This window comes from Frigidibacter sp. MR17.24 (genome assembly GCF_037095655.1).
Lineage (GTDB): Bacteria > Pseudomonadota > Alphaproteobacteria > Rhodobacterales > Rhodobacteraceae > Frigidibacter.
Genome location: NZ_JBAWKE010000001.1, coordinates 913,181 through 935,469, shown reverse-complemented (window position 1 = coordinate 935,469; position 22,289 = coordinate 913,181). Strand labels below are relative to the sequence as shown.

Genomic DNA, 22,289 nt, shown 5'->3' with positions numbered 1-22,289 from the left:
CGGAAGGGGGCTTTGGGAAGGGCGGGGCGGAACGGAAAACGCGCGCCCCGGGGCGGGGCGCGCGTCGATGTGGCACGGGGCCGGTGGCCCTACTTGACCAGATCGGGCTCCGGGGCCGGGGCGGGCTGGCCGGTGGCCTCGGCCAGCGCCTTGCGCACGCCCTCGGCATAGGCGGGCGAGATGTTGTGCAGGTGGCCGAAGACCCGCGCCAGGATGAACTCGGGCACGCCGACCATGGTGCCGGCCATGTTGGCGTAAAGCCGCGTGCGCTCTTCGGCGCCCAGCACCTTGTCGTGCAGCTCGCGCACCTGGGTGTAGTCGTCGATCTGCTGCACGTGCTTCTGGCGCGCGGCATTGCCCTCGAGCCGCAGCGGCGGCTCCTGCGCGCCGTGATCCTCGAGCGGGCCGCCGAAGCTGTTGGGCTCGTAATAGGCGTCGTTGTTGCCCGACACGAAGCCGTCGTAGTTCATCTGCCCGTCGCGGTGATAGTGGTGCACCGGGCATTTCGGACGGTTGACCGGCAGCTGTTCGTAATGCGTGCCAAGGCGATAGCGATGCGCGTCGGCATAGGAGAACACCCGCGCCTGCAGCATCTTGTCGGGGCTGTAGCCGATGCCCGGGACCTTGTTCGACGGCGAGAAGGCCGCGTTCTCGATCTGGGCGAAGTAGTTGTCGGCGTTGCGGTTCAGCTCCATGTAGCCGACCTCGATCGGCGGGTAGTCGCTGTGCGGCCAGACCTTCGTCAGGTCGAACGGATCGTAGGGCGTCTTGTCGGCGTCCATCTCGGGCATGATCTGCACCTGAAGGGTCCAGCGCGGGAACTCGCCCTTCTCGATCTTGCCAAACAGCGCCTCCTGATAGCCCTCGCGGGTCTGGCCGATGATCTTGGCGGCCTCGTCATTGGTGTAATGCGCGTGGCCCTGCTGGGTCTTCCAGTGGAACTTGACCCAGAACCGCTCGCCCGCGTCGTTCCACAGGCTGTAGGTGTGGCTGCCGTAGCCGTTCATCCGCGTCGGGTCCTGCGGCAGGCCGCGGTCCGACATCAGGATCGTGACCTGGTGCAGCGCCTCGTAGTTCTGGCCCCAGAAATCCCACTGCGCGTAAGGCTCGCGCATGTTGGTGCGCGGGTGGCGCTTCTGGGTGTGGATGAAGTCGGGGAACTTCAGCGGGTCGCGGACGAAGAACACCGGGGTGTTGTTGCCCACGAGGTCCCAGTTGCCCTCTTCGGTGTAGAACTTCAGCGCGAAGCCGCGCACGTCGCGTTCGTGGTCGGCCGCGCCGGCCTCGCCCGCCACGGTCGAGAACCGCGCCAGCATCTCGCATTCCGCGCCCGGCTGCAGCACCTTGGCCTTGGTGTACTTGCTGATGTCGCCGGTGACCTTGAAGGTCCCGAAGGCGCCCCAGCCCTTGGCATGCACCACCCGCTCGGGGATCCGCTCGCGGTTCTGGTGCGCGAGCTTCTCGAGCAGCACGTAATCCTGCAGCAGCACCGGGCCGCGGGCGCCCGCGGTCTCGCTGTCCTGGTTGTTGGGCCAGGGCGCGCCACCGGTGGTGGTCAGCTTCGGCGTCGGGCCCTTGTGGGGTTCGGTCATCTTGGTTGGCTCGGCCATCGGATTTCTCCTCTCCTAGCGTCTGTCGGTGGTTCTGTTGCGGGGCAGGATGATCTCAAGTAACGATAATGGGAAATTGCATTTTTTTCTCGAAGCGATAGTGAAGGGTTATGAAGATCACCTTGCGACAGTTGAGCTATCTGCAGGCGCTGGCCGAGGCCGGGCATTTCGGCCGGGCGGCGGCGCGGGTGAACGTCAGCCAGCCGGCGCTGTCGGTGCAGATCCGCGAACTGGAGGCGGCGCTGGGGCTGGAGCTGGTCGAACGCCAGCCGCGCGCGGTGCGGCTGACGCGGGCGGGCCGGGCGGTGCTGGAGCGGGCGGGGCGGATCCTGCACGAGGTCGCCGAGCTTGAGGCCGAGGCGCGGCGCGGGGCGCTTGGCGGGGTGCTGACGCTGGGGGTGATCCCGACGCTGGCGCCGTATCTGATGCCCTCGGTGCTGGCGGCGCTGCCGGCGCCCGGGATCGCGCAGGAGCTGCGCCTGCGCGAGGCGCAGACGGCGGTGCTGCTGGACGACCTGGGGGCGGGGCGGCTGGACGCGGTGGTGATCGCGACGCCGCCGGGGCCGGATGCCGTCGAGCGGGTGCTGTTTGCCGACCGCTTCCTGCTGGCGGGGCGCGAGGGCGAGCTGGCGCGGCTGGCGGGGCAGGTCGAGCGGCTGCGCCCGGTGACGGTCGATCCCGAGGAGCTGCTGCTGCTGGACGAGGGGCATTGCCTGGCCGACCAGGCGCTCGAGGTCTGCGGGATCGGGCGGCGGCGGGCGCGGATCGACCTTGGCGCGTCGTCGCTGGGCACGCTCTGCGCGCTGGTCGCGGGGGGGATGGGGTTCACGCTGGTCCCCGAGACCGCGGCCCCGGCCGAGCTGCGGGCGCAGCCGGCGATGCGGGTCGCGCGCTTCGCGGCGCCCGAGCCCGAGCGGCTGGTGCGGCTGGTCGTGCGCGCGGGCGTGGCCGACGAGCCCTGGGTCACGGCGCTGGCGGCGCTGCTCGGGGGCAAGGGCCGGTCGCTGACGGGCCAGCCGCTCATGGGTCATCCCGTCACGGGCCATCCAGTCACGGGTCAGCCAGTTACGGGGCAGGCGCCCCCGGGCCAGCCGCCGTCGGCCAGTCGCTGACGGCCTGTCTTGGCGGCCCGAGGCGGCGAGGCCTCTCGCCCGCAGCGCGCCCCGCTCCCTGATCTCGGCCCCCGATCTCGGCCCCGGATCATCCCCCCACGCCGCGCCATGTCGGTGGCGCGTCGGGCGCCGTCGCCCGCCGGGCCGCGATGCGCCGGCCGCCCCGGTCATCCCCGCGCCGGCAGGACGGCCCTGACGCAACCGGGCCTGACGCGACTGGGCCTGACGCAACCGGGCGATGCCGCTTCGGGCAGGCCGCACCAGCCCGCGCTGCGACCCCGTCACCGGCGGTCGCCGGGCGGGCGGACAGGGATCCTGCCGCGGGCGGCTGCCCCTTCGGCGGCCCCAGCCATGAAAAACGCCGGCGACCGCGGGGCCGCCGGCGTCTTGCAGTCGACCGGCTCCGGTGGAGCCGCGCGATCAGGCCGCCTTGGCCTTCGCATCCTCGGCAAGCCAGGCCATCACGTTCTCGGGGCTCGAGATGCCATAGGGGTCCTCGCCGTGGTTGTCGCACAGGCCGGGCTCTTCGAACCAGGCCTCGATCACGCCGTCGTTGACGATCGCGGCATAGCGCCACGAGCGCAGGCCGAACCCGAGGTTGTCCTTGCGCACCAGCATGCCGACGCGGCGGGTGAACTCGCCCGAGCCGTCCGGGATCACCTTCACGTTCTCGAGGTTCTGCGCCTTGGCCCACTGGTTCATCACGAACGAGTCGTTGACCGACATGCAGTAGATCTCGTCGATGCCATAGCCCTTGAAGTCGCCAAAGCCCTTCTCGAAGCCCGGCAGCTGATAGGTCGAGCAGGTGGGCGTGAAGGCGCCCGGCAGCGAGAACAGCACGACGCGCTTGCCGGCGAAATAGTCGGCGGTGGTCATGTCCTGCCAGCGGAACGGGTTCGGGCCGCCGACGGCCTCGTCGCGGACGCGGGTGCGGAAGGTGACGTTGGGAAGCTTGGCACCGGGTTGCATGATGGACTCCTTGGCCGGTTGTGCGATCTGGACTTCCGGCCGCGCGACCACAGGCGCGCGCCCGACTCCCCCCTCTTGGAGTCGTTCTAAACTCATCGCCGCAGTGCCGCAATGGGACTGCAGCGAAGTTGACCGCAGTGATCGGGAATTTCGCGCGCCGGGCCCGGGCGCCGCCCAGCCGCTGACCGACCTGCCCATCTTCTTGGCAGCCAGCCCGGCGCATCCCCGCCTGCGCCCCCGCCTGCGCCCTTGGTTGACGCGCCCTGCGCACAGCGCAACGGTGCCTTGTCCCGCGCCCGGCCCCCCGGATGGGGGCAAGCGTTGCCAAGCCGCGACAAAACGCCTATCTCCGGCAGCATAGCCGAGAGGAGGGTCCAACCTTGCGCGACCTCAAGATTCCGTCCGAACGCCACCCGGAAAAGGCCCACCGCCCGGACCAGGAGCAGCCGAAGAAACCGTCGTGGATCCGCGTCAAGGCGCCGACCTCGGCCGGCTATCACGAGACGCGCCGGATCATGAAGGAGAACCGGCTGGTCACGGTCTGCGAGGAGGCGGGCTGCCCCAACGTCGGCGAATGCTGGTCGCAGGGCCACGCCACCATGATGATCATGGGCGAGATCTGCACCCGCGGCTGCACCTTCTGCAACGTCGCCACCGGCAAGCCGCAGGCGCTCGACGCCTTCGAGCCCGGCCGCGTCGCCCACGCGGTGCAGACCCTCGGCCTCAAGCACGTCGTCATCACCTCGGTCGACCGCGACGATGTCGATGACGGCGGCGCCGAGCACTTCGCCCAGACGATCCGCGCCGTGCGCCACCGCTCGCCCGACACCACGATCGAGATCCTGACCCCCGACTTCCTGAAATGCGCCCCCGCGGCGCTGGAGAAGGTCGTCGAGGCGCGCCCCGACGTCTTCAACCACAACCTCGAGACCGTGCCCGGCCTCTACTCCGAGGTCCGCCCCGGCGCGCGCTACTTCCACTCGCTGCGCCTGCTGCAGCGCGTGAAGGAACTCGACCCGGCGATGTTCACCAAGTCCGGCCTGATGGTCGGCCTCGGCGAGACCGCGGTGCAGGTGCGCCAGGTGATGGACGACATGCGCTCGGCCGACATCGACTTCCTGACGATCGGCCAGTACCTGCAGCCGACGCCGAAGCACCACCACGTCGACCGCTTCGTGACGCCCGACGAATTCGCCTCCTACGAGAAGGCGGCCTATGGCAAGGGCTTCCTGATGGTGTCGGCAACGCCGCTCACCCGCTCGTCCTATCATGCCGGCGACGACTTCGCCCGCCTGCGCGACGCGCGCCTGGCCCGGCTCGGCCGCGCCTGATCGCGCCGCGCCCGGTCATGACGGCGGAGGGGGCGCTGCCCCCACCGCGCTGACGCGCGGCCCCCCGGGATACTTGGACAAAGTCGAAATGCGCTTTCGACTTTGCTGAAAATATCCCCGCCGGAGGCTCCCTCAATCAACGGCCGCGCTGGCGGTCGAGGAAGGCGAGGCGCTCGAACAGCGCCACGTCCTGTTCGGTCTTCAGGAGCGCGCCGTGCAGTTTCGGCAGCAGGCTCCGGTCGTCGCTGCGCAGGTCCTCGGGCGAAAGGTCCTCGGCTAGGATCAGCTTCAGCCAGTCGAGCACTTCGGAGGTGGATGGCTTCTTCTTCAGGCCCGGCTGGTCGCGCAGCACGTAGAAGCGGGTCAGCGCCTCGGTCAGCAGCCGCTCCTTGATGTCGGGGAAGTGCACGCGCACGATCGCGGCCAGCACCTCGGGCTCGGGGAAGCGGATGTAGTGGAAGAAGCAGCGCCGCAGGAAGGCGTCGGGCAGCTCCTTCTCGTTGTTCGAGGTGATGATCACCACCGGGCGGTTGACCGCGCGCACGGTCTCGCCGGTCTCGTAGACGTGGAACTCCATCCGGTCGAGTTCCTGCAGCAGGTCGTTCGGGAACTCGATGTCGGCCTTGTCGATCTCGTCGATCAGCAGCACCACCTTGCCCGGCGCGGCAAACGCCTCCCACAGCTTGCCGCGGCGGATGTAGTTGCCGACGTCGTGCACCCGCGCATCGCCAAGCTGGCTGTCGCGCAGCCGGCTGACGGCATCGTATTCGTAAAGCCCCTGCTGCGCGCGCGTGGTGGATTTCACGTGCCATTCGATCATCGGCAGGCCGAGGCCCGCGGCGACCTGGCGGGCGAGTTCGGTCTTGCCGGTGCCGGGCTCGCCCTTCACCAGCAGCGGGCGTTCCAGCACCACCGCGGCGTTCACCGCCACGGCGAGGTCGTCGGAGGCGATGTAGCGTTCGGTTCCGGTGAATTTCATGAGCTTTTCGTGCCGTGCCGCCTGCAGTTGCAGCGAAGCCTAGTCTTGCGCCCGAATTGCCGCAAGAGCGAGGCAAGACAGGTGACAAGGCTGCGCGCATCCGATATGGAACCGCCCAAGGAGAGCCGCATGTCACAGTATGATCCCCCAAGCGGTTCCGACGGTAAGGAGGAAGGTGAGATGAAAGCAGAGGTCTTTCTTCCCGAGGACTACCGCCCAGCCGAGGACGAGCCGTTCATGAACGAACGGCAGCTGGAATATTTCCGGCGCAAGCTCCTGATCTGGAAGCAGGAACTCCTCGACCAATCGGCGGAGACGCTTGAGGGCATGAAGGACTCGGCCCGCAACGTTCCCGACATCGCCGACCGCGCCAGCGAAGAGACCGACCGGGCGCTGGAGCTGCGCACCCGCGACCGGCAGCGCAAGCTGGTGTCCAAGATCGATGCCGCGCTGCGGCGGATCGAGAACGGCGAATACGGCTATTGCGAGATGACCGGCGAGCCGATCAGCCTCAAGCGGCTCGATGCCCGGCCGATCGCGACGATGACGCTCGAGGCGCAGGAAAAGCACGAGCGGCGCGAGCGGGTGCATCGCGACGACTGACCCGGCCGACGGGTCCGTGCGACCGATCGGGGCCACTGGTCGGGGCGGCCGGCCCGCGCGCGGGTGGACCGTGAGGTGAAATCAACAGCACCGGGGCCGCTGGTCCCGGTGCTGTCGTCTTGGGCGCCCGGATCGCGGGCGGAGACGGGGATGGACGAGATGGGCCGTGATCTGGACGGGCGCGCCGTGACGGTGCTGGGCGCGGGCATCGCGGGGCTTGCCGTCGCGCGGGCGCTGGCGCTGCGCGGGGCCGAGGTCACGGTGCTGGAGCAGGCCTCCGAGATCGGCGAGGTCGGCGCCGGCATCCAGGTCAGCCCGAACGGGGCGGTGGTGCTGGGCGCGCTGGGGCTGTCGGCGCCGCTCGAGGCCATGGCGATGCGCGCCGAGGCGGTCGAGCTGCACGACGGGCCGCGCGGCCGGCGGGTGGTGCGGATGGCGCTGTCGGGGTTGCGCCCGACCGAGGCCTATCGCTTCGTGCATCGGGCCGACCTGATCGCGATGCTGGCCGAGGGCGCGCGCGACGCGGGCGTGCAGATGCGCTTCCTGCAGAAGGCCGACGAGGTCCGGCTGGGCGAGGACGGCCCCGAGGTGGTGACGGCGCAGGGCGCGCGGCTGGCCTGCCCGCTGCTGATCGGCGCCGACGGGCTGCATTCGCGCACCCGCGCGACGCTGAACGGTGCCGTGGCGCCGTTCTTCACCCATCATTGCGCCTGGCGCGCGCTGATCCCGGCCGAGCCCGGCGCCCGGCCGGTGGCCGAGGTGCACATGGGGCCGGGCTGCCATCTGGTCAGCTACCCGCTGCGCGGCGGCACCCTGCGCAACATCGTCGCCGTGCAGGAACGCCGCGCCTGGGTCGAGGAAAGCTGGACCCTGGCCGACGACCCGGCGGTGCTGCGCGCGGCCTTCGCGGGCTTTTCGCCCCGCGTGCGCGGCTGGCTCGACCAGGTCGGGAGCGTCAATCTCTGGGGCCTGTTCCGCCACCCGGTCGCGCCGGTCTGGCAGCGGGCGGGGCAGGGCGGCGCCGGCCCCTGGGCGGTGGCGATCCTGGGCGATGCCGCGCATCCGACGCTGCCGTTCCTGGCGCAGGGTGCCTCGATGGGGCTCGAGGATGCCTGGACGCTGGCCGCGGCGCTGGCAGAGGGGCTGGCCGGGGGGACAGCCGGGGGCGCGCATGGCGATCTGGAGGCGGCGCTCGCGCGCTGGCAGCGCGCGCGCGCGCCGCGCTGCGCCCGCATCGTCGAGGCCGCGTCGCGCAATGCCCGCGCCTATCACCTGACCGGGCCGGCACGGGCCGTGGCGCATCTGGGGCTGGGCCTTGCCGGGCGGGTGGCGCCGGGCCGGCTGCTCGGGCGGTTCGACTGGATCTACGGCCACGACGTGACCGCGGGCGCGCCGGGCTGATCCCATAAAGGCCCGCGCATACGGCGCTTGCGTCCGGGCGCGCGATATGGCCAATTCCGCCGAAAGCCTTTCCGCGCCGTGCGTTTTTCCCTCATTTCCACCCAGACCTCCCCCGGCCCCCGGCCCGGGTCATTTCACAGGTGAACTCATGCCCGCCATCGCGCGCCTTCTCGTCGGCGCAAGTTTCTTCGCGTGCCTGTCCTCCGCCGCCCCGGCGGCCTCCATCACCTACTTCGCCGCCGGCCAGTACGACGACTTCATCGCCGGCCTGTCGAGCTATGCGCTCGAGGATTTCGCGGATGCGAGCTATGTCCCGGGCCTGTCCTGGACGACGGCCATGACCGGGCCGGCCATCCCGCGGCTGGAATTCAGCGTCGACACGATCCCCGACAGCCCGACCGACACGCGCGTCCTGTCGCCCGGCGTTCTCAGCTTCGCCACGCCGGTCACCGCCTTCCACGCGCTTTGGGATCTTCAGGGCCCCGGCGGCATCGGCAGCGGGCTGTCGCTGACGCTGGGCCTGGCCGATGGCAGCACCCAGCTGATCGGCTATCTCCCCCCCCGGACCTCGCTCAGCTACATCGGTTTCTATTCATCGACGCCCTTCACCTCGCTGATCTTCGCCGAGGGCGGCTGGCCCGGCGCCTACAAAGAGCGATTTTCGCTCGACAACGTGATCTTCGGCCAGACGCTGGCCGCCGCGCCCCCCGCACCCCCGACCGCGCCGGTGCCCCTGCCCGCGGGGCTGCCGCTGCTGGGCGCGGGGCTGGCGGCGCTGGCCGCGCTGCGCCGCAGGCGCGCGCGCATGCATTGACGTCGCTGCCCCGCTCTGGCATCCCCCGGGGCCAGCAAGGGGACCGAAATGAACCTGTTTTCCGATATCCGCGGCGCCGTGATCGCCTCGCTCGAGGCGATGGTGGCCGCGGGCGACCTGCCCGCCGGGCTCGACATGTCCAACGTCGCGGTCGAGCCGCCGCGCGATCCGGCGCATGGCGACATGGCCACCAATGCCGCGATGGTGCTGGCCAAGCCCGCGGGCAAGCCGCCGCGGGCGATCGCGGAGGCGCTGGCCGCCCACCTTGGCACCGATGCCCGCATCGCGCTGGCCGAAGTGGCCGGCCCGGGCTTTCTCAACCTGCGTCTCGCGCCCGGCGTCTGGGCCGGCGTGATCCGCGCGGCCCTGGCCCAGCGCGCCGATTTCGGCCGCTCGGACATGGGCGGGCGCGCGAAGGTCAACGTCGAATTCGTCTCGGCCAACCCGACCGGGCCGATGCACGTGGGCCATACCCGCGGCGCGGTCTTCGGCGATGCGCTGGCGGGGCTTCTGGACTTCGCGGGCTATGACGTCACCCGGGAATACTACATCAACGACGGCGGCGCGCAGGTCGACGTGCTGGCGCGCTCGGCCTACGAGCGCTACCGCGAGGCCAACGGGCTCGAGCCCGAGATCCGCGAGGGGCTCTATCCCGGGGACTACCTGATCCCGGTCGGCGAGGCGCTGAAGGCCAAGTACGGCGACAGCCTGCTGGGCAAGCCCGAGGCCGACTGGCTGGCCGAGATCCGCGCCTTCGCCACCGCCGAGATGATGGCGATGATCCGCGAGGATCTGGCGCTTCTGGGCGTGAAGATGGATGTCTATTCGTCCGAGAAGGCGCTCTATGGCACCGGCAAGATCGAGGCCGCGCTGGAGGCGCTGCGCGCCAAGGGCCTGATCTACGAGGGCGTGCTGGAGCCGCCGAAGGGCAAGCTGCCCGAGGACTGGGAGGAGCGGGAGCAGACCCTGTTCCGCTCGACCGCCTATGGCGACGACGTCGACCGCCCGGTGATGAAGTCGGACGGGGCCTGGACCTATTTCGCGCCCGACATCGCCTATCACTACGACAAGGTGACCCGCGGCTTTGCCCAGCTGATCGACGTCTTCGGCGCCGACCACGGCGGCTATGTCAAGCGGATGAAGGCGGCGGTCGCGGCGCTGTCGGAAAACACGGTGCCGCTCGACATCAAGCTGATCCAGCTGGTGAAGCTTTACAAGAACGGCGAGCCCTTCAAGATGTCGAAGCGCGCCGGCACCTTCGTCACCCTGCGCGACGTGGTCGAGCAGGCGGGCGCCGACGTGACCCGCTTCGTGATGCTGACGCGCAAGAACGACGCGGCACTGGATTTCGATTTCGACAAGGTGCTGGAACAGTCCAAGGACAACCCGGTCTTCTACGTGCAGTACGCCCATGCCCGCGTGGCATCGGTCCTGCGCAAGGCGGCCGAGCAGGGCATCGACGTCGCCGACGCGACGCTTGCCGCAGCCGCGATCGAGGGCAACGACCACCCGGCCGAGCTGGAGCTGGCGCGCAAGATCGCCGAATGGCCGCGCCTGGTCGAGATCGCCGCGCGGTCGAACGAGCCGCACCGGATCGCCTTCTACCTCTATGAACTGGCGTCGGACCTGCACTCGCTGTGGAACCGCGGCAATGACGAGACCGCCCTGCGCTTCGTGCAGGAGGATGCGGCCGTGTCGCAGGCGAAAATCGCCCAGGCGCGGGCCGCGGCGGTTGTGATTTCCGCCGGTCTTGGTATCCTCGGCGTCACTCCGGCGGAAGAGATGCGCTAAGCGTCCCCGCAGGCGAATCCCCAGCGCCCCGAAAGACGGGCGCGGGGACCGAACGAGGCAGGCAGAGAGACGGTCCGGCATCCGTGCCCGGAAACCGTCCGCACGGGCGAGGCGGCAGGACAGATGGCGGCAGAGACGAGGACCTTCGGTCAGGGCACCAGCCGGATCCGGCGCGGGGCCGATACGCGTTCGGCGGCGCACGGGCGGCTCGATGCCGCCGGCAACCGCTGGATCGCCGAGAGCCGCCAGGCCGGGGGATATGCCGCGTCCGACGCCCATGACGATGGCTACGGCTACGGCCATGACGAGGGTCACCCGCACGACCGCCAGCCCGCCCATGGCTATGGCTACCGCTACGATCAGGCCGCCGCGCCCGAGACCGAGCCCGAGACCTGGCAGGGCTACGAGGCCGAGACCTGGCAGGCGCCGGCCGCCCAGGCGGTCTATGCCCAGAAAGCGCAGAAGCTCATCAACGGCGCCGGGGCGCTGACCTCGCTGGCGCTGATCCTCGGGCTGGGGGTCTGGGGCTACAAGCTCGCGGTGCGCGACGTGGCCGGCGTGCCGGTGATCCGCGCGCTCGAAGGGCCCTCGCGCATGGCGCCCGCCGATCCGGGCGGCCAGCTTGCCGAACACACCGGCCTGTCGGTCAACGAGGTCGCCGCCAGCGGCGAGGCCGCCCCCGCGGCCGAGGAACTGCGCCTTGCGCCGCAGCCCGAGGCGCTTGGCGACGACGATCTGGCCATGGGCGAGATGCGCGGCCAGGACGAGGGCCCGATCACCGCCCGCGGCACCGTCGCCCAGATCGACCAGGTCGCGCTGCGCAGCCGCGCGATGCAGGAGCCGCTGCCCGAAGAGGCTGCCGAACCGATCCTCGCGGCGCCGACCGTGAACGGCATCGAGGGCGCGCTCGCGATGGCGATCGAGACGATCCCGGCCTCGGTGCCCGGCGTGTCGCGCTCGCTGCGCCCGCATGCCAAGCCCGGCTCGCTGCGCGTGGCCGCGCCCGCCGCGCCGCCGCCGGTGCGCTCGGTCGACCCGGCCTCGCTCGGCACGGGCACCCGGCTCGCGCAGCTGGGCGCCTACGAGACCGCCGAGGCCGCCCGCGCCGCCTGGGACCGGCTTGCGGTGGAATACGGCGCGCTGTTCACCGGCAAGGGTCAGGTGATCCAGGCCGCCGAAAGCGCCGGGCGCAGCTTCTACCGGCTGCGGGCCGTGGGCTTCGACACGGATGCCGAGGCGCGCGGCTTCTGCGCCGCGCTCTCGACCGACCTGCAATGCGTGCCCGTGACGCTGCGCTGACCGCCATGACCGACCCGATCACCTGCGGCGCGACGATCCTGGGCTGCCTCGGCCCCGAGATCACCCCGTCCGAGGCCGCCTTCTTCCGCGAGGCCGATCCCTTCGGCTTCATCCTCTTCGCCCGCAACGTCGAGACGCCCGACCAGCTGCGCCGCCTGACCGCCAGCCTGCGCGACACCGTCGGCCGCGACGCCCCGGTGCTGGTCGACCAGGAGGGCGGGCGCGTGCAGCGCCTGCGCGCCCCGCACTGGCGCGAGTTCCTGCCGCCGCTCGACCAGATGGCGGCCACCGGGGACTCGGACCGCGCGGTCTGGCTGCGCTATCGCCTGATCGCGGACGAGCTGCGCGCCGTTGGGATCGACGCGAACTGCGCGCCCTGCGCCGATGTCGCCGGGCCCGACACCCATCCGTTCCTGCGCAACCGCTGCTTCGGGCAGGATGCGGCCACCGTCGCCCGCGCAGCCCGCGCCGCTGCCGATGCGATGCTGGCGGGGGGCGTGCTGCCGGTGTCGAAACACCTGCCGGGCCACGGCCGCGCCACCGTCGACAGCCACCTGTCGTTGCCGCGGGTGACGGCCAGCCATGCCGAACTGTCGGCGACCGACTTCGCCGCGGTCCGCGCCATCGCCGACCTGCCGATGGCGATGACCGCCCACATCGTCTTCGAGGCGATCGACCCCGCGCGCCCCGCGACCGCCAGCCCCGAGATGATCCGGGTGATCCGCGACGAGATCGGCTGCGAGGGGCTGCTGATGACCGACGATCTGTCGATGGAGGCGCTGGCCGGCGATTTCGCCACCCGCGCCGCCACCGCGCGCGCCGCGGGCTGCGACATCGTCCTGCACGGCAACGGCAAGCCCGAGGAGATGGAGCCCGTCGTCGCCCATGCCGGACGGCTGTCGGGCGCGGCCTCGGGCCGGGCGGCCCGCGCGCTGGCGGCCCGCCGCACGCCCGAGCCCATTGACATCGAGGCGCTCGACCGCGAATTCTCGGCCCTTCTTCAGGGCTGAGCCGGGGGCGTGATGGCCGAGAACGACGCGACGCCGCCGCCGCAGGTGGCCGACCTGGCCGCGGTGCTGGGCGGCAGCGTGGCCGAGCGCGTCGCCGCCGAGGCGCTGATCGTCGAGGTCGAGGGCTACGAGGGGCCGCTCGACCTGCTGCTGGCGCTGGGGCGCAGCCAGAAGGTCGACCTGATGAAGATCTCGGTGCTGGAACTGGCCGAGCAGTACCTGCGCTTCGTCGACCGCGCCAAGGCGCTCAGGATCGAACTGGCGGCCGACTACCTGGTGATGGCCGCCTGGCTCGCCTTCCTGAAATCGCGCCTGCTGCTGCCGCCCGATCCCGCGGACGAGGGCCCCTCGGCCGAGGATCTCGCCGGCCACCTCGCCTGGCAGCTGGAGCGGCTGTCGGCGATGCGCGACGCGGCCGCGCGGCTGATGGCGCGCGACCAGAAGGGGCGCGACTTCTTCGAGCGTGGCGCGCCCGAGGTGCAGGGGATCACCCGGCGCACCCGGTTCACGGCCTCGCTTCTCGACGTGATGCAGGCCTATGCCCGCATCCGCACCCGCGACGAGTTCCGCCCCTATGCCTTCGACCGCCGCGACCTTTACACGATGGATGACGCGCTCGAGCGGATGCGCGGGCTGATCGGCTTTGCCGGCGACTGGACCGATCTCGTCAGCTACCTGCCCGACGGCTGGACCGCCGATCCGCGCCGCCGCCGCTCGGCCACCGCGGCCACCTTCGCGGCCTCGCTGGAACTGGCCAAGCGGGGGCTGGTCGAGATAAGACAGTCCGAGACCTTCGCCCCGATCTCCTTGCGCCGAAAAGACCCGTGACCGATCAGACCGACATCTCCGAACGCTCGCTCTTCGCCGCGCCGCCGATGGGCGAGCAGGAGCGGATGGTCGAGGCCGTCCTGTTCGCGAGCCAGGAGCCGGTGACGGTGGCAGAGCTGGCGCGCCGGCTGCCGCACGGCTGCGATCCGCACGAGGCGGTGGTGCACCTGATGCACCGCTATGCCGGGCGCGGGGTGCACGTGGTCAAGGTCGGCGACGGCTATGCCTTCCGCACCGCGCCCGACCTCGGCCACCTGATGGTGCGCGAGGTGACCGAGACCCGCAAGCTGTCGCGCGCCGCGATCGAGACGCTGGCGATCATCGCCTATCACCAGCCCGTCACCCGCGCCGAGATCGAGGAGATCCGCGGCGTCGCCGTCAGCCGCGGCACGGTCGACCAGCTGCTGGAGATGGAATGGATCCGCTTCGGGCGCCGCCGGATGACGCCGGGACGGCCGGTGACCTTCGTGGTGACCGAAAGCTTCCTTGACCATTTCGGGCTGGAAAGCGCCCGCGACCTGCCCGGCGTCAAGGAGCTGCGCGCGGCGGGGCTTCTGGACAGCCGGCCGATGCCGGGGCTGGACCTGCCCGATCCCGACGAGCCCGAGGCCGAGGACCAGACCGGCCAGTCGGAACTGTTCGAAGACTGAAACAGGCGCCGGGGGAGGCGCGCCTCCCCCGGACCCCCTGCGCCCGGGCGCGTCGCCCCGCGCGGTCGGCCCTTGGCAGGGGGCGCATCAGGCGCCATGTTCTGATTCTGGCGGCAGGAGGCGGACATGGCAGGCGGATGGGCGCCCGACGGGGCGGTGAACGACCAGATCGAGGCCTCGATCTCGGACGAGCTGGCGCGGATGAAGGCGCGCCGGGCGCCGGTGGGCGAAAGCCTTTCGGCCTGCGCGGAATGCGACGAGCCGATCCCCGAGGCGCGGCGCGTGGCGATCCCGGGCGTGAAGCTGTGCATCGACTGCCAGAAGGGCCGCGACGCCCGGCCGGTGACCCGCGGCGGCATCAACCGCCGCGGCTCGAAGGACAGCCAGCTCAAGTAGTCACATCGCCCAGACGGTGACCGACTGCCAGCCGACCCGCACCTCGCCCTGTTCCGGAACGGAACAGGCGACGCGCTCGGCAACCGTGTCGATCCGGCGGATCCAGTCGCCCTCGGGCAGGGTCAGCACCAGATCGTCGCCGGGGTTGAAGGCCATCACCAGGCTGCCGCCCTCGATCGGGTCGAAGCGCACCATCAGGCACTCCTGGCCCGAATGCCAGTCGCCCTCTTCCATCGGCGCGCCCTGGGTGTTCAGCCAGGTCAGCCGCATCGCGCCCGGCTCGTCCACCTCCTCCTCGCCCGCGAAGCGCGAGCGCGAGATCCCGTCGCCGGCCATGCGGAACTGCGCCAGGTCGGCGACGGCGGCGACCAGCGTGTCGTCGACGGCCTCCCAGTCGGTCCAGCTGATCTCGTTGTCCTGGGCATAGGCGTTGTTGTTGCCGCCCTGGCTGCGGCCGTGTTCGTCGCCCGACAGGATCATCGGCACGCCCTGCGCCAGAAGCACGGTCGCCAGCATCGCCTTCACCCGCCGCCGCCGCGCCTCGAGCACGCCGTCATCCTCGGTCGGGCCCTCGGCGCCGAGATTGTGGCTGACATTGTGATCATGGCCGTCGCGATTGTCCTCGCCATTCGCGTCATTGTGCTTGTCGTTGAAGCTGACCGTATCCCACAGCGTGAAGCCGTCATGGGCCGCGACGAAGTTGATCGAGCTGGTCGCGGGCCGGTCGGAATGCGCGAATTGTACCGGCGAGCCGAGGATCCGCTGCGGCATCGCCTGCAACAATCCGTCCCGGCGCCAGAAGCCGCGGGTGTCGTCGCGGAACTTGTCGTTCCATTCGCGGAACGGCCAGGGGAAGCCGCCGACCTGATAGCCGCCCTCGCCGACGTCCCAGGGCTCGGCGATCAGCTTGACGCCGGCCAGCACCGGGTCCTGGCGGATCGCGGCGAAGAAGGCCCCCTCCCTCTCGAAGCCGGTGGCCTCGCGCCCCAGCGTCGAGGCCAGGTCGAAGCGGAAGCCGTCGACATGCATGACCTCGACCCAATAGCGCAGCGAATCCAGCAACATGCGCAGCACCATCGGATGTGCCACGTTAACGGTGTTGCCGGTGCCGGTGACGTCGAAGCAGTGGCGCGGGTTCTCGGGCGACAGCACATAGTAGGCGGCGTTGTCGATGCCGCGGAACGACAGCGTCGGCCCCATCTCGTTGCCTTCGGCGGTGTGGTTGTAAACCACGTCAAGGATGACCTCTATGCCGTTGGCATGGAAGCGTTTCACGGCCTCCTTCACCTCGCGCATCTCGCCGGTGGCGAGATAGCGGCGGTAGGGGGCGAAGAAGCTGAGCGTATTGTACCCCCAGTAGTTCGACAGCCCCTTTTCCTGCAGGTGGCGATCCTGCACGAAGCTTTGCACCGGCAAAAGCTCGATCGTGGTCACGCCGATGCGCTTGAGGTGGTCGATCACCGGCTGGCTGGCGAGGCCGCGGAAGGTGCCGCGGTCGGCCGCGACGACGCCGGGATGGCGCATGGTCAGGCCCTTCACATGGGCCTCGTAGATGAAGGTCTTTTCCCAGGGGTGGCGCAGGGCGGCGTCGGATTCCCAGTCGAAATCGGGATCGGTCACCACCGCCTTGGGCATGAACGGCGCGGAATCGCGCGGGTCGAAATCAAGATCCGACTGGCCGATCGTGTAGCCAAACAGCGCATCGTCCCAGTCGAGCCAGCCCGACAGTTCGCGCGCATAGGGGTCGAGCAGCAGCTTGGCAGGGTTGAAGCGGTGACCTTCCTCGGGCGCCTGCGGCCCGTGCACGCGGTAGCCGTAGCGCTGGCCGGGCCGGATCCCGGGCAGCCAGCCGAACCAGATCCCGCCCTCCATCGCCGGCAGGTCCATGCGGTGGGTCTCGGTCTTGTCGTCGGGCCCAAACAGGCAAAGCTCGACCCGGGTAGCGTTCTCGGAGAACAGGGCGAAGTTGGTGCCCTCGCCGTCATATTCGGCGCCCAGCCGGTGGGGCCGGGCATTGGCGGGATCGAAGTCGAGCGCAGGGGAAATCTCGTCACGCATGAGGTGCCTCGGGTGCAGGGGCCAGGAGAGGGCCGGCGACAAGGATGTCGCTGCAACTGCGAAGCAGGCCATCGGGTTCCCGCGCATCACGCGACCCGGACCGGCGCGGGCGCCGCAATCAGCGCCCGGCCCGGCGCCGCCCGTGTCCCCGCGGTGCGATCACACCCGTGGGTGTCCCCCGACGGCGCGCGTGATCACACCGGCAGGTCGCCCGGCGGGTTGCCGAGCAGCCGGCGCAGGGCGGACAGCGCCCGGGCGAACTGCTCCTCGGGCACGCCGCCGGCGAGCGCGATGCGGATCGCGTTCGGCGCGTGGCCGTCCTGCAGCGCGTATTCGTCGGCCGAGCGGACCAGCACCCCGGCGCTTTCGGCCTCGCGCGCGAAGGTCGAGGCGCGCCAGCCCAGCGGCATCTTCAGCCACAGGAAGCTCAGTCCCGGCTGCCAGCTGACGTCATAGCCCTTGAACGCCGCCACCACCATGTCGAGCCGCCGCGCGTAGATCGTGTTGATCCGGTCGCGCAGCTCGGCCGCGCGGCCCGAGGTCAGCAGGTCGGTGACGATGTCGGTCATCGGCCGGGCAAGGCCGAAGAAGCTGTGCTGGGCCGCGAGGCGCCCGGCCTCGCCCATGCCCTCGGGCGCGACGACCCAGCCGATGCGCAGGCCGGCCGACAGCGATTTCGACAGCGACGAGACGTGCCAGACCCGTTCGGGCGCCAGCGCGCGCAGGCTGGGCACGTTGACGCCGGGCACCGAATAGCAGTCGTCCTCGATGATCTGCACGTCATGGGCGCGGGCGATGCGCACGATCTCGATCCGGCGGTCGACGGGCATGCGCACGGTGGTCGGGTTCTGCGCCTCGGGCGTGACGAACAGGATCCGTCCGCCTTGGCGGCGGCAGGCCTGGTCGAGCGCGTCGGGACGGATCCCGTTCGCGTCGAGCGCGACGGGCACCATCTCGGCCCGGTTCAGCCGCGCGGCATGGCGGAAGCCCGGATAGGCGAGTTCCTCGCCCATCAGCACCGGGCGGTCGCCGCGCAGGCAGCATTGTAGCACGATGTTGATCGCCGACTGGCCGCCGTGCGAGCAGACGATGTCGTCGGCGTCGAGCGGGCCAAGGTCGCGGCCCGCCATCCAGGCGACGATCGCGGCGCGCAGCGGCAGGTCGCGGCGCAGCGAGGGGTATTCCAGCCAGTCCGCGCCCAGCGTGCCGGCGACGCGGCCCATCGCGTCGGTCAGCGCCGCGCCCTGGCCGACATCGGGCAACTGCGGCGAGCGCAGGTCGACCGGCAGGTCGCGGCCCGGCAGCGGCTCGGGGCGTTCGATGTGCAGCGACTGGCTGGGGCCGAGCCGCGGCGCGCGGGCCGCCACGAAGGTGCCGCGGCCGACGGCGGCCTCGAGCAGCCCCTCGTCGGTGCCGATCGTGTAGGCGCGCGCCACGGTGCCGGGGGTGACGCCGATGCGCCAGGCCAGTTCGCGCACGGGGGGCAGCTTCTCGCCCTCGCCAAGCGCGCCGTCGCGCACCGCGTCGCGCAGGGCGCGCGCGAGCGCCAGGTATTTCGGCCCGTCATAGAGCGAGAGGTCGGGACGCCAAGTTGTACCAGTCACAATGTATCTCTGGAAGGTTCAAAGGGCCGGGTGTATCGCTACACTTACGGCAAACACAGGATTGTATCAACACAAAAGGTGATGAGATGACGACGCTTCCGATCAGCCATGGTTCCGCCGGCAATGGCGCGAAGACCCGGATCCGGGGTGTGGGTCTTGTCACCCGATTCCGCGGCTGGCAGGCGATGCGCCGCCAGCGCGCCGCGCTGGCCAAGCTGGACGGCCACCTGCTGCAGGATATCGGGCTCGATCACCTCGAGGCGCTGCGCGAGAGCGGCAAGGCCTTCTGGGCCGAGTGACGGCATCGGGGCTCCGCCACCCCTGACGGAGACCTCTTCCTGGCCGGGCCCCGTTGGGTCCGGCTTTTTTCGCGTGACGACGGCGGTCGCGCGACGCGCCTGCCAGGTGCAATGCCGGCGCGATGGCCGCGCGGCACCGGTCAGCCGCCGAGGATGACCTTCACGTAATTCGTGGTTTCCTGGTAGGGGGGGATGCCCTTGTGGCGGGTCACCGCCTCGGGCCCGGCATTGTAGGCCGCCAGCGCGTGCTGCCAGTTGCCGAAGCGGTCGTACATCATCCGCAGATAGCGGGCGCCGCCCTCGAGGTTCTGCTTCGGGTCCAGCATGTCGACGCCGAGGCGTCGCGCGGTCTCGGGCATCAGCTGCGCGAGGCCGGTCGCCCCTTTGGGCGAGACCGCGCCGGGGTTCCAGCCCGATTCCTGCTGCACCAGCCGCAGGAACAGATCCTCGGGCACGGCGTGCTTGCGCGCGGCGGCGCGGGCGACGGCGATGTATTCGCCCTTGTACCGGCCGACATAGCGCGGGATCGCGGCCGAGACCGCGGTGTCGTAGCGCGGCTGGTAGCGCGTGGAATTCTCGTATTGCTGGGCGGCGCGGCCGTCGAGGATCTTGGCCTGGTTGGCGAAGATCGCCATCCGCCCCTTGGTCGAGCGCCGCGCGTCCTGCGCCGCCGCCGCATCGGCCATCATCACGCCCGCGGCCAGAAGGGCCGTCCCGATCACAAGCCGCCGGCGCAGTGCCGGGGCGATACCCATCACTCTGTTCACGCTGTCGTCCCGCGCCCACCTGTCCCGGGCCGGAGTATACAGATCGCGCGCGGTGGCGCGAGTCTTTAGGCGACCGCGTTTCGCAAAGCGCGCGCCTGGGGGCCCGCGGCGGGGTTCGGCTTGATGCGCGGGCGCGCGGATGGTCTAACGCCGGGAACCGCCCGTCGGATTCGGGCAGCACAGTTCAGCAGCAGGGAGGCGCCGATGGCGGGCTCGGTCAACAAGGTGATCATCGTCGGCAACCTCGGGCGCGACCCCGAGGTGCGCAGCTTCCAGAACGGCGGCAAGGTTTGCAACCTGCGCATCGCCACCAGCGAGACCTGGCGCGACCGCAACTCGGGCGAGCGCAAGGAGCGCACCGAGTGGCACAGCGTCGCGATCTTCAGCGAGCCGCTCGCCAAGATCGCCGAGCAGTACCTGCGCAAGGGCTCGAAGGTCTATATCGAGGGCCAGCTCGAGACCCGGAAATGGCAGGATCAGTCCGGCCAGGACCGCTATACCACCGAGATCGTGCTGCGGCCCTATCGCGGCGAGCTGACGCTGCTTGACGGGCGCGACGGCGGCGGCTCGGGCGGCGGGCAGGGCGGTGGCGGCGGCTACGGCGGCGGCTACGAGCCCGAGGACAGCTATGGCGGCGGCTCGGGCGGCGGCTTCGGCGGCGGCGCGCCGTCGGGTGGCGGCGGCGGCGGCCGGGCCCCGGCCGGCGGCGGGCGCCACGATCTGGACGACGACATCCCGTTCTGATCCGCCCCGTCACGATCTGCCGGCACTGTCGGCATCAGGCGCCCGCGGTCCCTTGGCCGCGGGCGCTTTTTCATTGCGGCCGCGGGGGTGGGGCGCTCGTCGCGCTTGCGTGATCGGCCCCGAGCGGCTTTGTTGGTGGAACAACGAGTTCCGCCCCGGTGCGCCGGCAGGCGGGGCCGCGTCCCGGGCCGCGCGCGGTGCGGGGGCGCTGGATCCACAGGGAGACGATCACGATGAATGCTGCAAGGACGCTGATGACCGCCTCGGGGCTGGCGCTGGTCGCCGGGCTCGCCGCGGGCGCCGCCGGGGCCGAGACCTGGGACATGCCGGTCGCCTATCCCGGCACCAACTACCACACGCAGAACGCCGAGGCCTTCGCCGCCTGCGTGAAGACCGCGACCAGCGACGCGGTCGACATCGTCGTGCATGCCAACGGCTCGCTCTTCGCGGGCAACGACATCAAGCGCGCGGTGCAGACCGGGCAGGCGCCGATCGGCGAGCGGCTGATCTCGGCCCATGCCAACGAGAACCCGATCTTCGGGCTGGATTCGATCCCGTTCCTGGCCACCTCGTTCGACGACTCGGTGAAGCTGTGGGCCGCGGGCCTCGAGACGATGAAGTCGGTGCTGGCGGACCAGAACCTGGTCTATGTCTATGCCGTGCCGTGGCCGCCGCAGGGGCTTTACACCAAGAAGGACGTCAATTCGGCCGCCGATCTCAAGGGCGTGAAATTCCGCGCCTACAACGCCGCCACCGCCAAGATCGCCGAGCTGGCGGGCATGGTGCCGGTGCAGATCGAGGCCGCCGAGCTGAGCCAGGCGCTGGCGACGGGCGTGGCCGAAAGCTTCGTCTCCTCGGGCTCGACCGGGGTCGACAGCAAGGTCTGGGAGAGCCTGACCCATTTCTACGACGTGCAGGCCTGGCTGCCGCGCAACATGGTGTTCGTGAACAAGGACATGTTCGACGGGCTGGACGGGGCGGGGCAGACCGCGGTGCTGGACTGCGGCGCCGAGGCCGAGGAGCGGGGCCTTGCCACCGCGCGCGAGCTGACGGCGGGCTATCTCAAGACGCTGGCCGACAACGGCATGACGGTCGCCGACCCGTCCGACCAGCTGAAGGCCGACCTGCAGGGCTTCGGCGAGACGATGACCGCCGACTGGATCGCCGCCGCGGGCGAACAGGGCCAGGCCATCGTCGACGCCTATCGCGCCAACTGACGCCAGCCGCCTGACGCCGTCGCGGGACACCCGTCATCCGAACGGTCGCCGCCCGGGCCGCTCATTCGGCCCGGGCGGGCCGCGCGCTGGTCCGGGGGCGGGCCGATTGCGGGACTGATTGCGGGGCCGAACGCGGCCAGAGGCGGGGCCTGTCCGGGCCGCGCCCTTGGGGGGCGGCGGGACCGACCCGCCGTGCCGACGACCTTCTTTCGCTGCGGAGCAGAGATGACCGACCTGCCGAAAGCCTCCAAGCCGCGGACCGGGCCGAGACCGGTGCTGCGCCGCGCGCTCGACGCCGTCTATGACGGTGCGGGCGTGCTGGGCGCGGCCTGCCTGCTGGCGATCTTCGCCGTGATCCTCGCGCAGATGGTGGCGCGCTGGTCGGGGCTGATCTTCCCGGGGGCGGCGGATTACGCGGGCTACCTGATGGCCGCCGCCTCGTTCCTGACCTTCGCCCATGCGATGAACCGCGGCGCGCATATCCGGGTGAGCCTGCTGCTGAGCGCGCTGGGCCCGCGGCGGCGGTGGGCCGAGGCCTGGTGCCTGGCCTTCGCCACGCTGATGACCGGCACCGTCGCCTGGTATGCCTGCCGCGCCGTCTACTGGTCGCGCAAGCTGCACGACGTGAGCCAGGGCCAGGACGCGACGCCGCTGTGGATCGTGCAACTGCCGATGGCGGCGGGGGCGATCCTGCTGGCGCTGTGCATGGCCGACAACCTGGTCACGCTGCTTCTGACCGGGCGCGACAACATCACCGAGGACGACCTGCCCGACCAGCCGCAGGCCGACCAGGTCCAGGGGGAATAG

The 22,289-nt window shown here is 70.8% G+C and carries 20 protein-coding genes and 1 pseudogene; 15 read left to right on the top strand and 6 right to left on the bottom strand.

The genetic code is table 11. The annotated features are described in order from the left end of the window. Positions 1 to 89: 89 nt before the first annotated feature. Positions 90 to 1,610 (bottom strand): catalase, encoded by a 1,521-nt coding sequence (locus V8J39_RS04325; protein ID WP_336459622.1) that lies wholly within the window; start codon positions 1,608 to 1,610, stop codon positions 90 to 92. Between the two features lie 110 nt (positions 1,611 to 1,720). On the opposite strand from V8J39_RS04325, the gene V8J39_RS04320 reads away from it, so the two are divergent. Next, on the top strand, positions 1,721 to 2,722 hold the full coding sequence (locus tag V8J39_RS04320; protein WP_336459621.1) for a hydrogen peroxide-inducible genes activator: 1,002 nt from the start codon (positions 1,721 to 1,723) through the stop codon (positions 2,720 to 2,722). A gap of 420 nt (positions 2,723 to 3,142) precedes the next feature. Here the strand turns inward: V8J39_RS04320 and V8J39_RS04315 are convergent, their stop codons facing one another. Next, entirely contained in the window at positions 3,143 to 3,691 is a 549-nt protein-coding gene (locus tag V8J39_RS04315) for a peroxiredoxin (RefSeq protein WP_336459620.1), read from the bottom strand. Between the two features lie 371 nt (positions 3,692 to 4,062). On the opposite strand from V8J39_RS04315, the pseudogene lipA reads away from it, so the two are divergent. Continuing rightward, a pseudogene (lipA, locus tag V8J39_RS04310) lies at positions 4,063 to 5,022 on the top strand (lipoyl synthase); the annotation flags it as partial. Positions 5,023 to 5,158: 136 nt separating this feature from the next. Here lipA and V8J39_RS04305 read toward each other — a convergent pair. Beyond that, positions 5,159 to 6,001 (bottom strand): AAA family ATPase, encoded by an 843-nt coding sequence (locus V8J39_RS04305; protein WP_336459618.1) that lies wholly within the window; start codon positions 5,999 to 6,001, stop codon positions 5,159 to 5,161. A gap of 180 nt (positions 6,002 to 6,181) precedes the next feature. On the opposite strand from V8J39_RS04305, the gene dksA reads away from it, so the two are divergent. The 9 genes from dksA (at position 6,182) to V8J39_RS04260 (ending at position 14,793) form a co-directional block, all read left to right on the top strand. After that, positions 6,182 to 6,604 carry an RNA polymerase-binding protein DksA gene (gene dksA, locus V8J39_RS04300; protein WP_336459617.1) on the top strand — a complete coding sequence of 141 codons (423 nt, stop codon included), beginning with the start codon at positions 6,182 to 6,184 and terminating at the stop codon, positions 6,602 to 6,604. 159 nt (positions 6,605 to 6,763) lie between these two features. Then, the gene (locus V8J39_RS04295; protein WP_336460198.1) at positions 6,764 to 8,005 is read left to right on the top strand and encodes an FAD-dependent monooxygenase; all 1,242 of its coding nucleotides are present in this window, start codon (positions 6,764 to 6,766) and stop codon (positions 8,003 to 8,005) included. 148 nt (positions 8,006 to 8,153) lie between these two features. Continuing rightward, the gene (locus tag V8J39_RS04290; RefSeq protein WP_336459616.1) at positions 8,154 to 8,819 is read left to right on the top strand and encodes a VPLPA-CTERM sorting domain-containing protein; all 666 of its coding nucleotides are present in this window, start codon (positions 8,154 to 8,156) and stop codon (positions 8,817 to 8,819) included. A 48-nt stretch (positions 8,820 to 8,867) separates the two neighbouring features. After that, entirely contained in the window at positions 8,868 to 10,610 is a 1,743-nt protein-coding gene (gene argS / locus V8J39_RS04285) for an arginine--tRNA ligase (RefSeq protein ID WP_336459615.1), read from the top strand. A gap of 123 nt (positions 10,611 to 10,733) precedes the next feature. Beyond that, positions 10,734 to 11,909, top strand: a complete 1,176-nt coding sequence (locus tag V8J39_RS04280; RefSeq protein ID WP_336459614.1) for an SPOR domain-containing protein — start codon at positions 10,734 to 10,736, stop codon at positions 11,907 to 11,909. 5 nt (positions 11,910 to 11,914) lie between these two features. After that, entirely contained in the window at positions 11,915 to 12,919 is a 1,005-nt protein-coding gene (locus tag V8J39_RS04275) for a glycoside hydrolase family 3 N-terminal domain-containing protein (protein ID WP_336459613.1), read from the top strand. A 12-nt stretch (positions 12,920 to 12,931) separates the two neighbouring features. After that, a complete protein-coding gene (locus V8J39_RS04270; RefSeq protein WP_336459612.1) occupies positions 12,932 to 13,747 on the top strand; it encodes a segregation and condensation protein A in 816 nt (271 codons plus the stop codon). A 47-nt stretch (positions 13,748 to 13,794) separates the two neighbouring features. After that, a complete protein-coding gene (gene scpB, locus V8J39_RS04265) occupies positions 13,795 to 14,397 on the top strand; it encodes an SMC-Scp complex subunit ScpB (RefSeq protein WP_336460197.1) in 603 nt (200 codons plus the stop codon). A gap of 126 nt (positions 14,398 to 14,523) precedes the next feature. After that, the gene (locus tag V8J39_RS04260) at positions 14,524 to 14,793 is read left to right on the top strand and encodes a DksA/TraR family C4-type zinc finger protein (protein WP_336459611.1); all 270 of its coding nucleotides are present in this window, start codon (positions 14,524 to 14,526) and stop codon (positions 14,791 to 14,793) included. Here V8J39_RS04260 and glgX read toward each other — a convergent pair whose 3' ends face one another. Both glgX and V8J39_RS04250 read right to left on the bottom strand, forming a co-directional pair. After that, positions 14,794 to 16,851: a glycogen debranching protein GlgX gene (glgX, locus tag V8J39_RS04255; protein WP_336459610.1), complete on the bottom strand. Its 2,058-nt coding sequence runs from the start codon at positions 16,849 to 16,851 to the stop codon at positions 14,794 to 14,796. A gap of 194 nt (positions 16,852 to 17,045) precedes the next feature. Beyond that, a complete protein-coding gene (locus V8J39_RS04250; protein ID WP_336459609.1) occupies positions 17,046 to 18,455 on the bottom strand; it encodes an aminotransferase-like domain-containing protein in 1,410 nt (469 codons plus the stop codon). An 86-nt stretch (positions 18,456 to 18,541) separates the two neighbouring features. Between V8J39_RS04250 and V8J39_RS04245 the strand changes: the two genes are divergently transcribed. After that, on the top strand, positions 18,542 to 18,754 hold the full coding sequence (locus V8J39_RS04245) for a DUF1127 domain-containing protein (protein WP_336459608.1): 213 nt from the start codon (positions 18,542 to 18,544) through the stop codon (positions 18,752 to 18,754). Between the two features lie 140 nt (positions 18,755 to 18,894). On the opposite strand, the gene V8J39_RS04240 is transcribed toward V8J39_RS04245, so the two are convergent. Then, positions 18,895 to 19,443 carry a lytic transglycosylase domain-containing protein gene (locus V8J39_RS04240; protein ID WP_336460196.1) on the bottom strand — a complete coding sequence of 183 codons (549 nt, stop codon included), beginning with the start codon at positions 19,441 to 19,443 and terminating at the stop codon, positions 18,895 to 18,897. Between the two features lie 282 nt (positions 19,444 to 19,725). On the opposite strand from V8J39_RS04240, the gene ssb reads away from it, so the two are divergent. The 3 genes from ssb (at position 19,726) to V8J39_RS04225 (ending at position 22,289) form a co-directional block, all read left to right on the top strand. Beyond that, positions 19,726 to 20,265, top strand: a complete 540-nt coding sequence (gene ssb / locus V8J39_RS04235; RefSeq protein WP_336459607.1) for a single-stranded DNA-binding protein — start codon at positions 19,726 to 19,728, stop codon at positions 20,263 to 20,265. A gap of 233 nt (positions 20,266 to 20,498) precedes the next feature. Further along, complete coding sequence (locus V8J39_RS04230) at positions 20,499 to 21,482, top strand: TRAP transporter substrate-binding protein (RefSeq protein ID WP_336459606.1); 984 nt, start codon at positions 20,499 to 20,501, stop codon at positions 21,480 to 21,482. Positions 21,483 to 21,707: 225 nt separating this feature from the next. Beyond that, a complete protein-coding gene (locus V8J39_RS04225) occupies positions 21,708 to 22,289 on the top strand; it encodes a TRAP transporter small permease (protein WP_336459605.1) in 582 nt (193 codons plus the stop codon).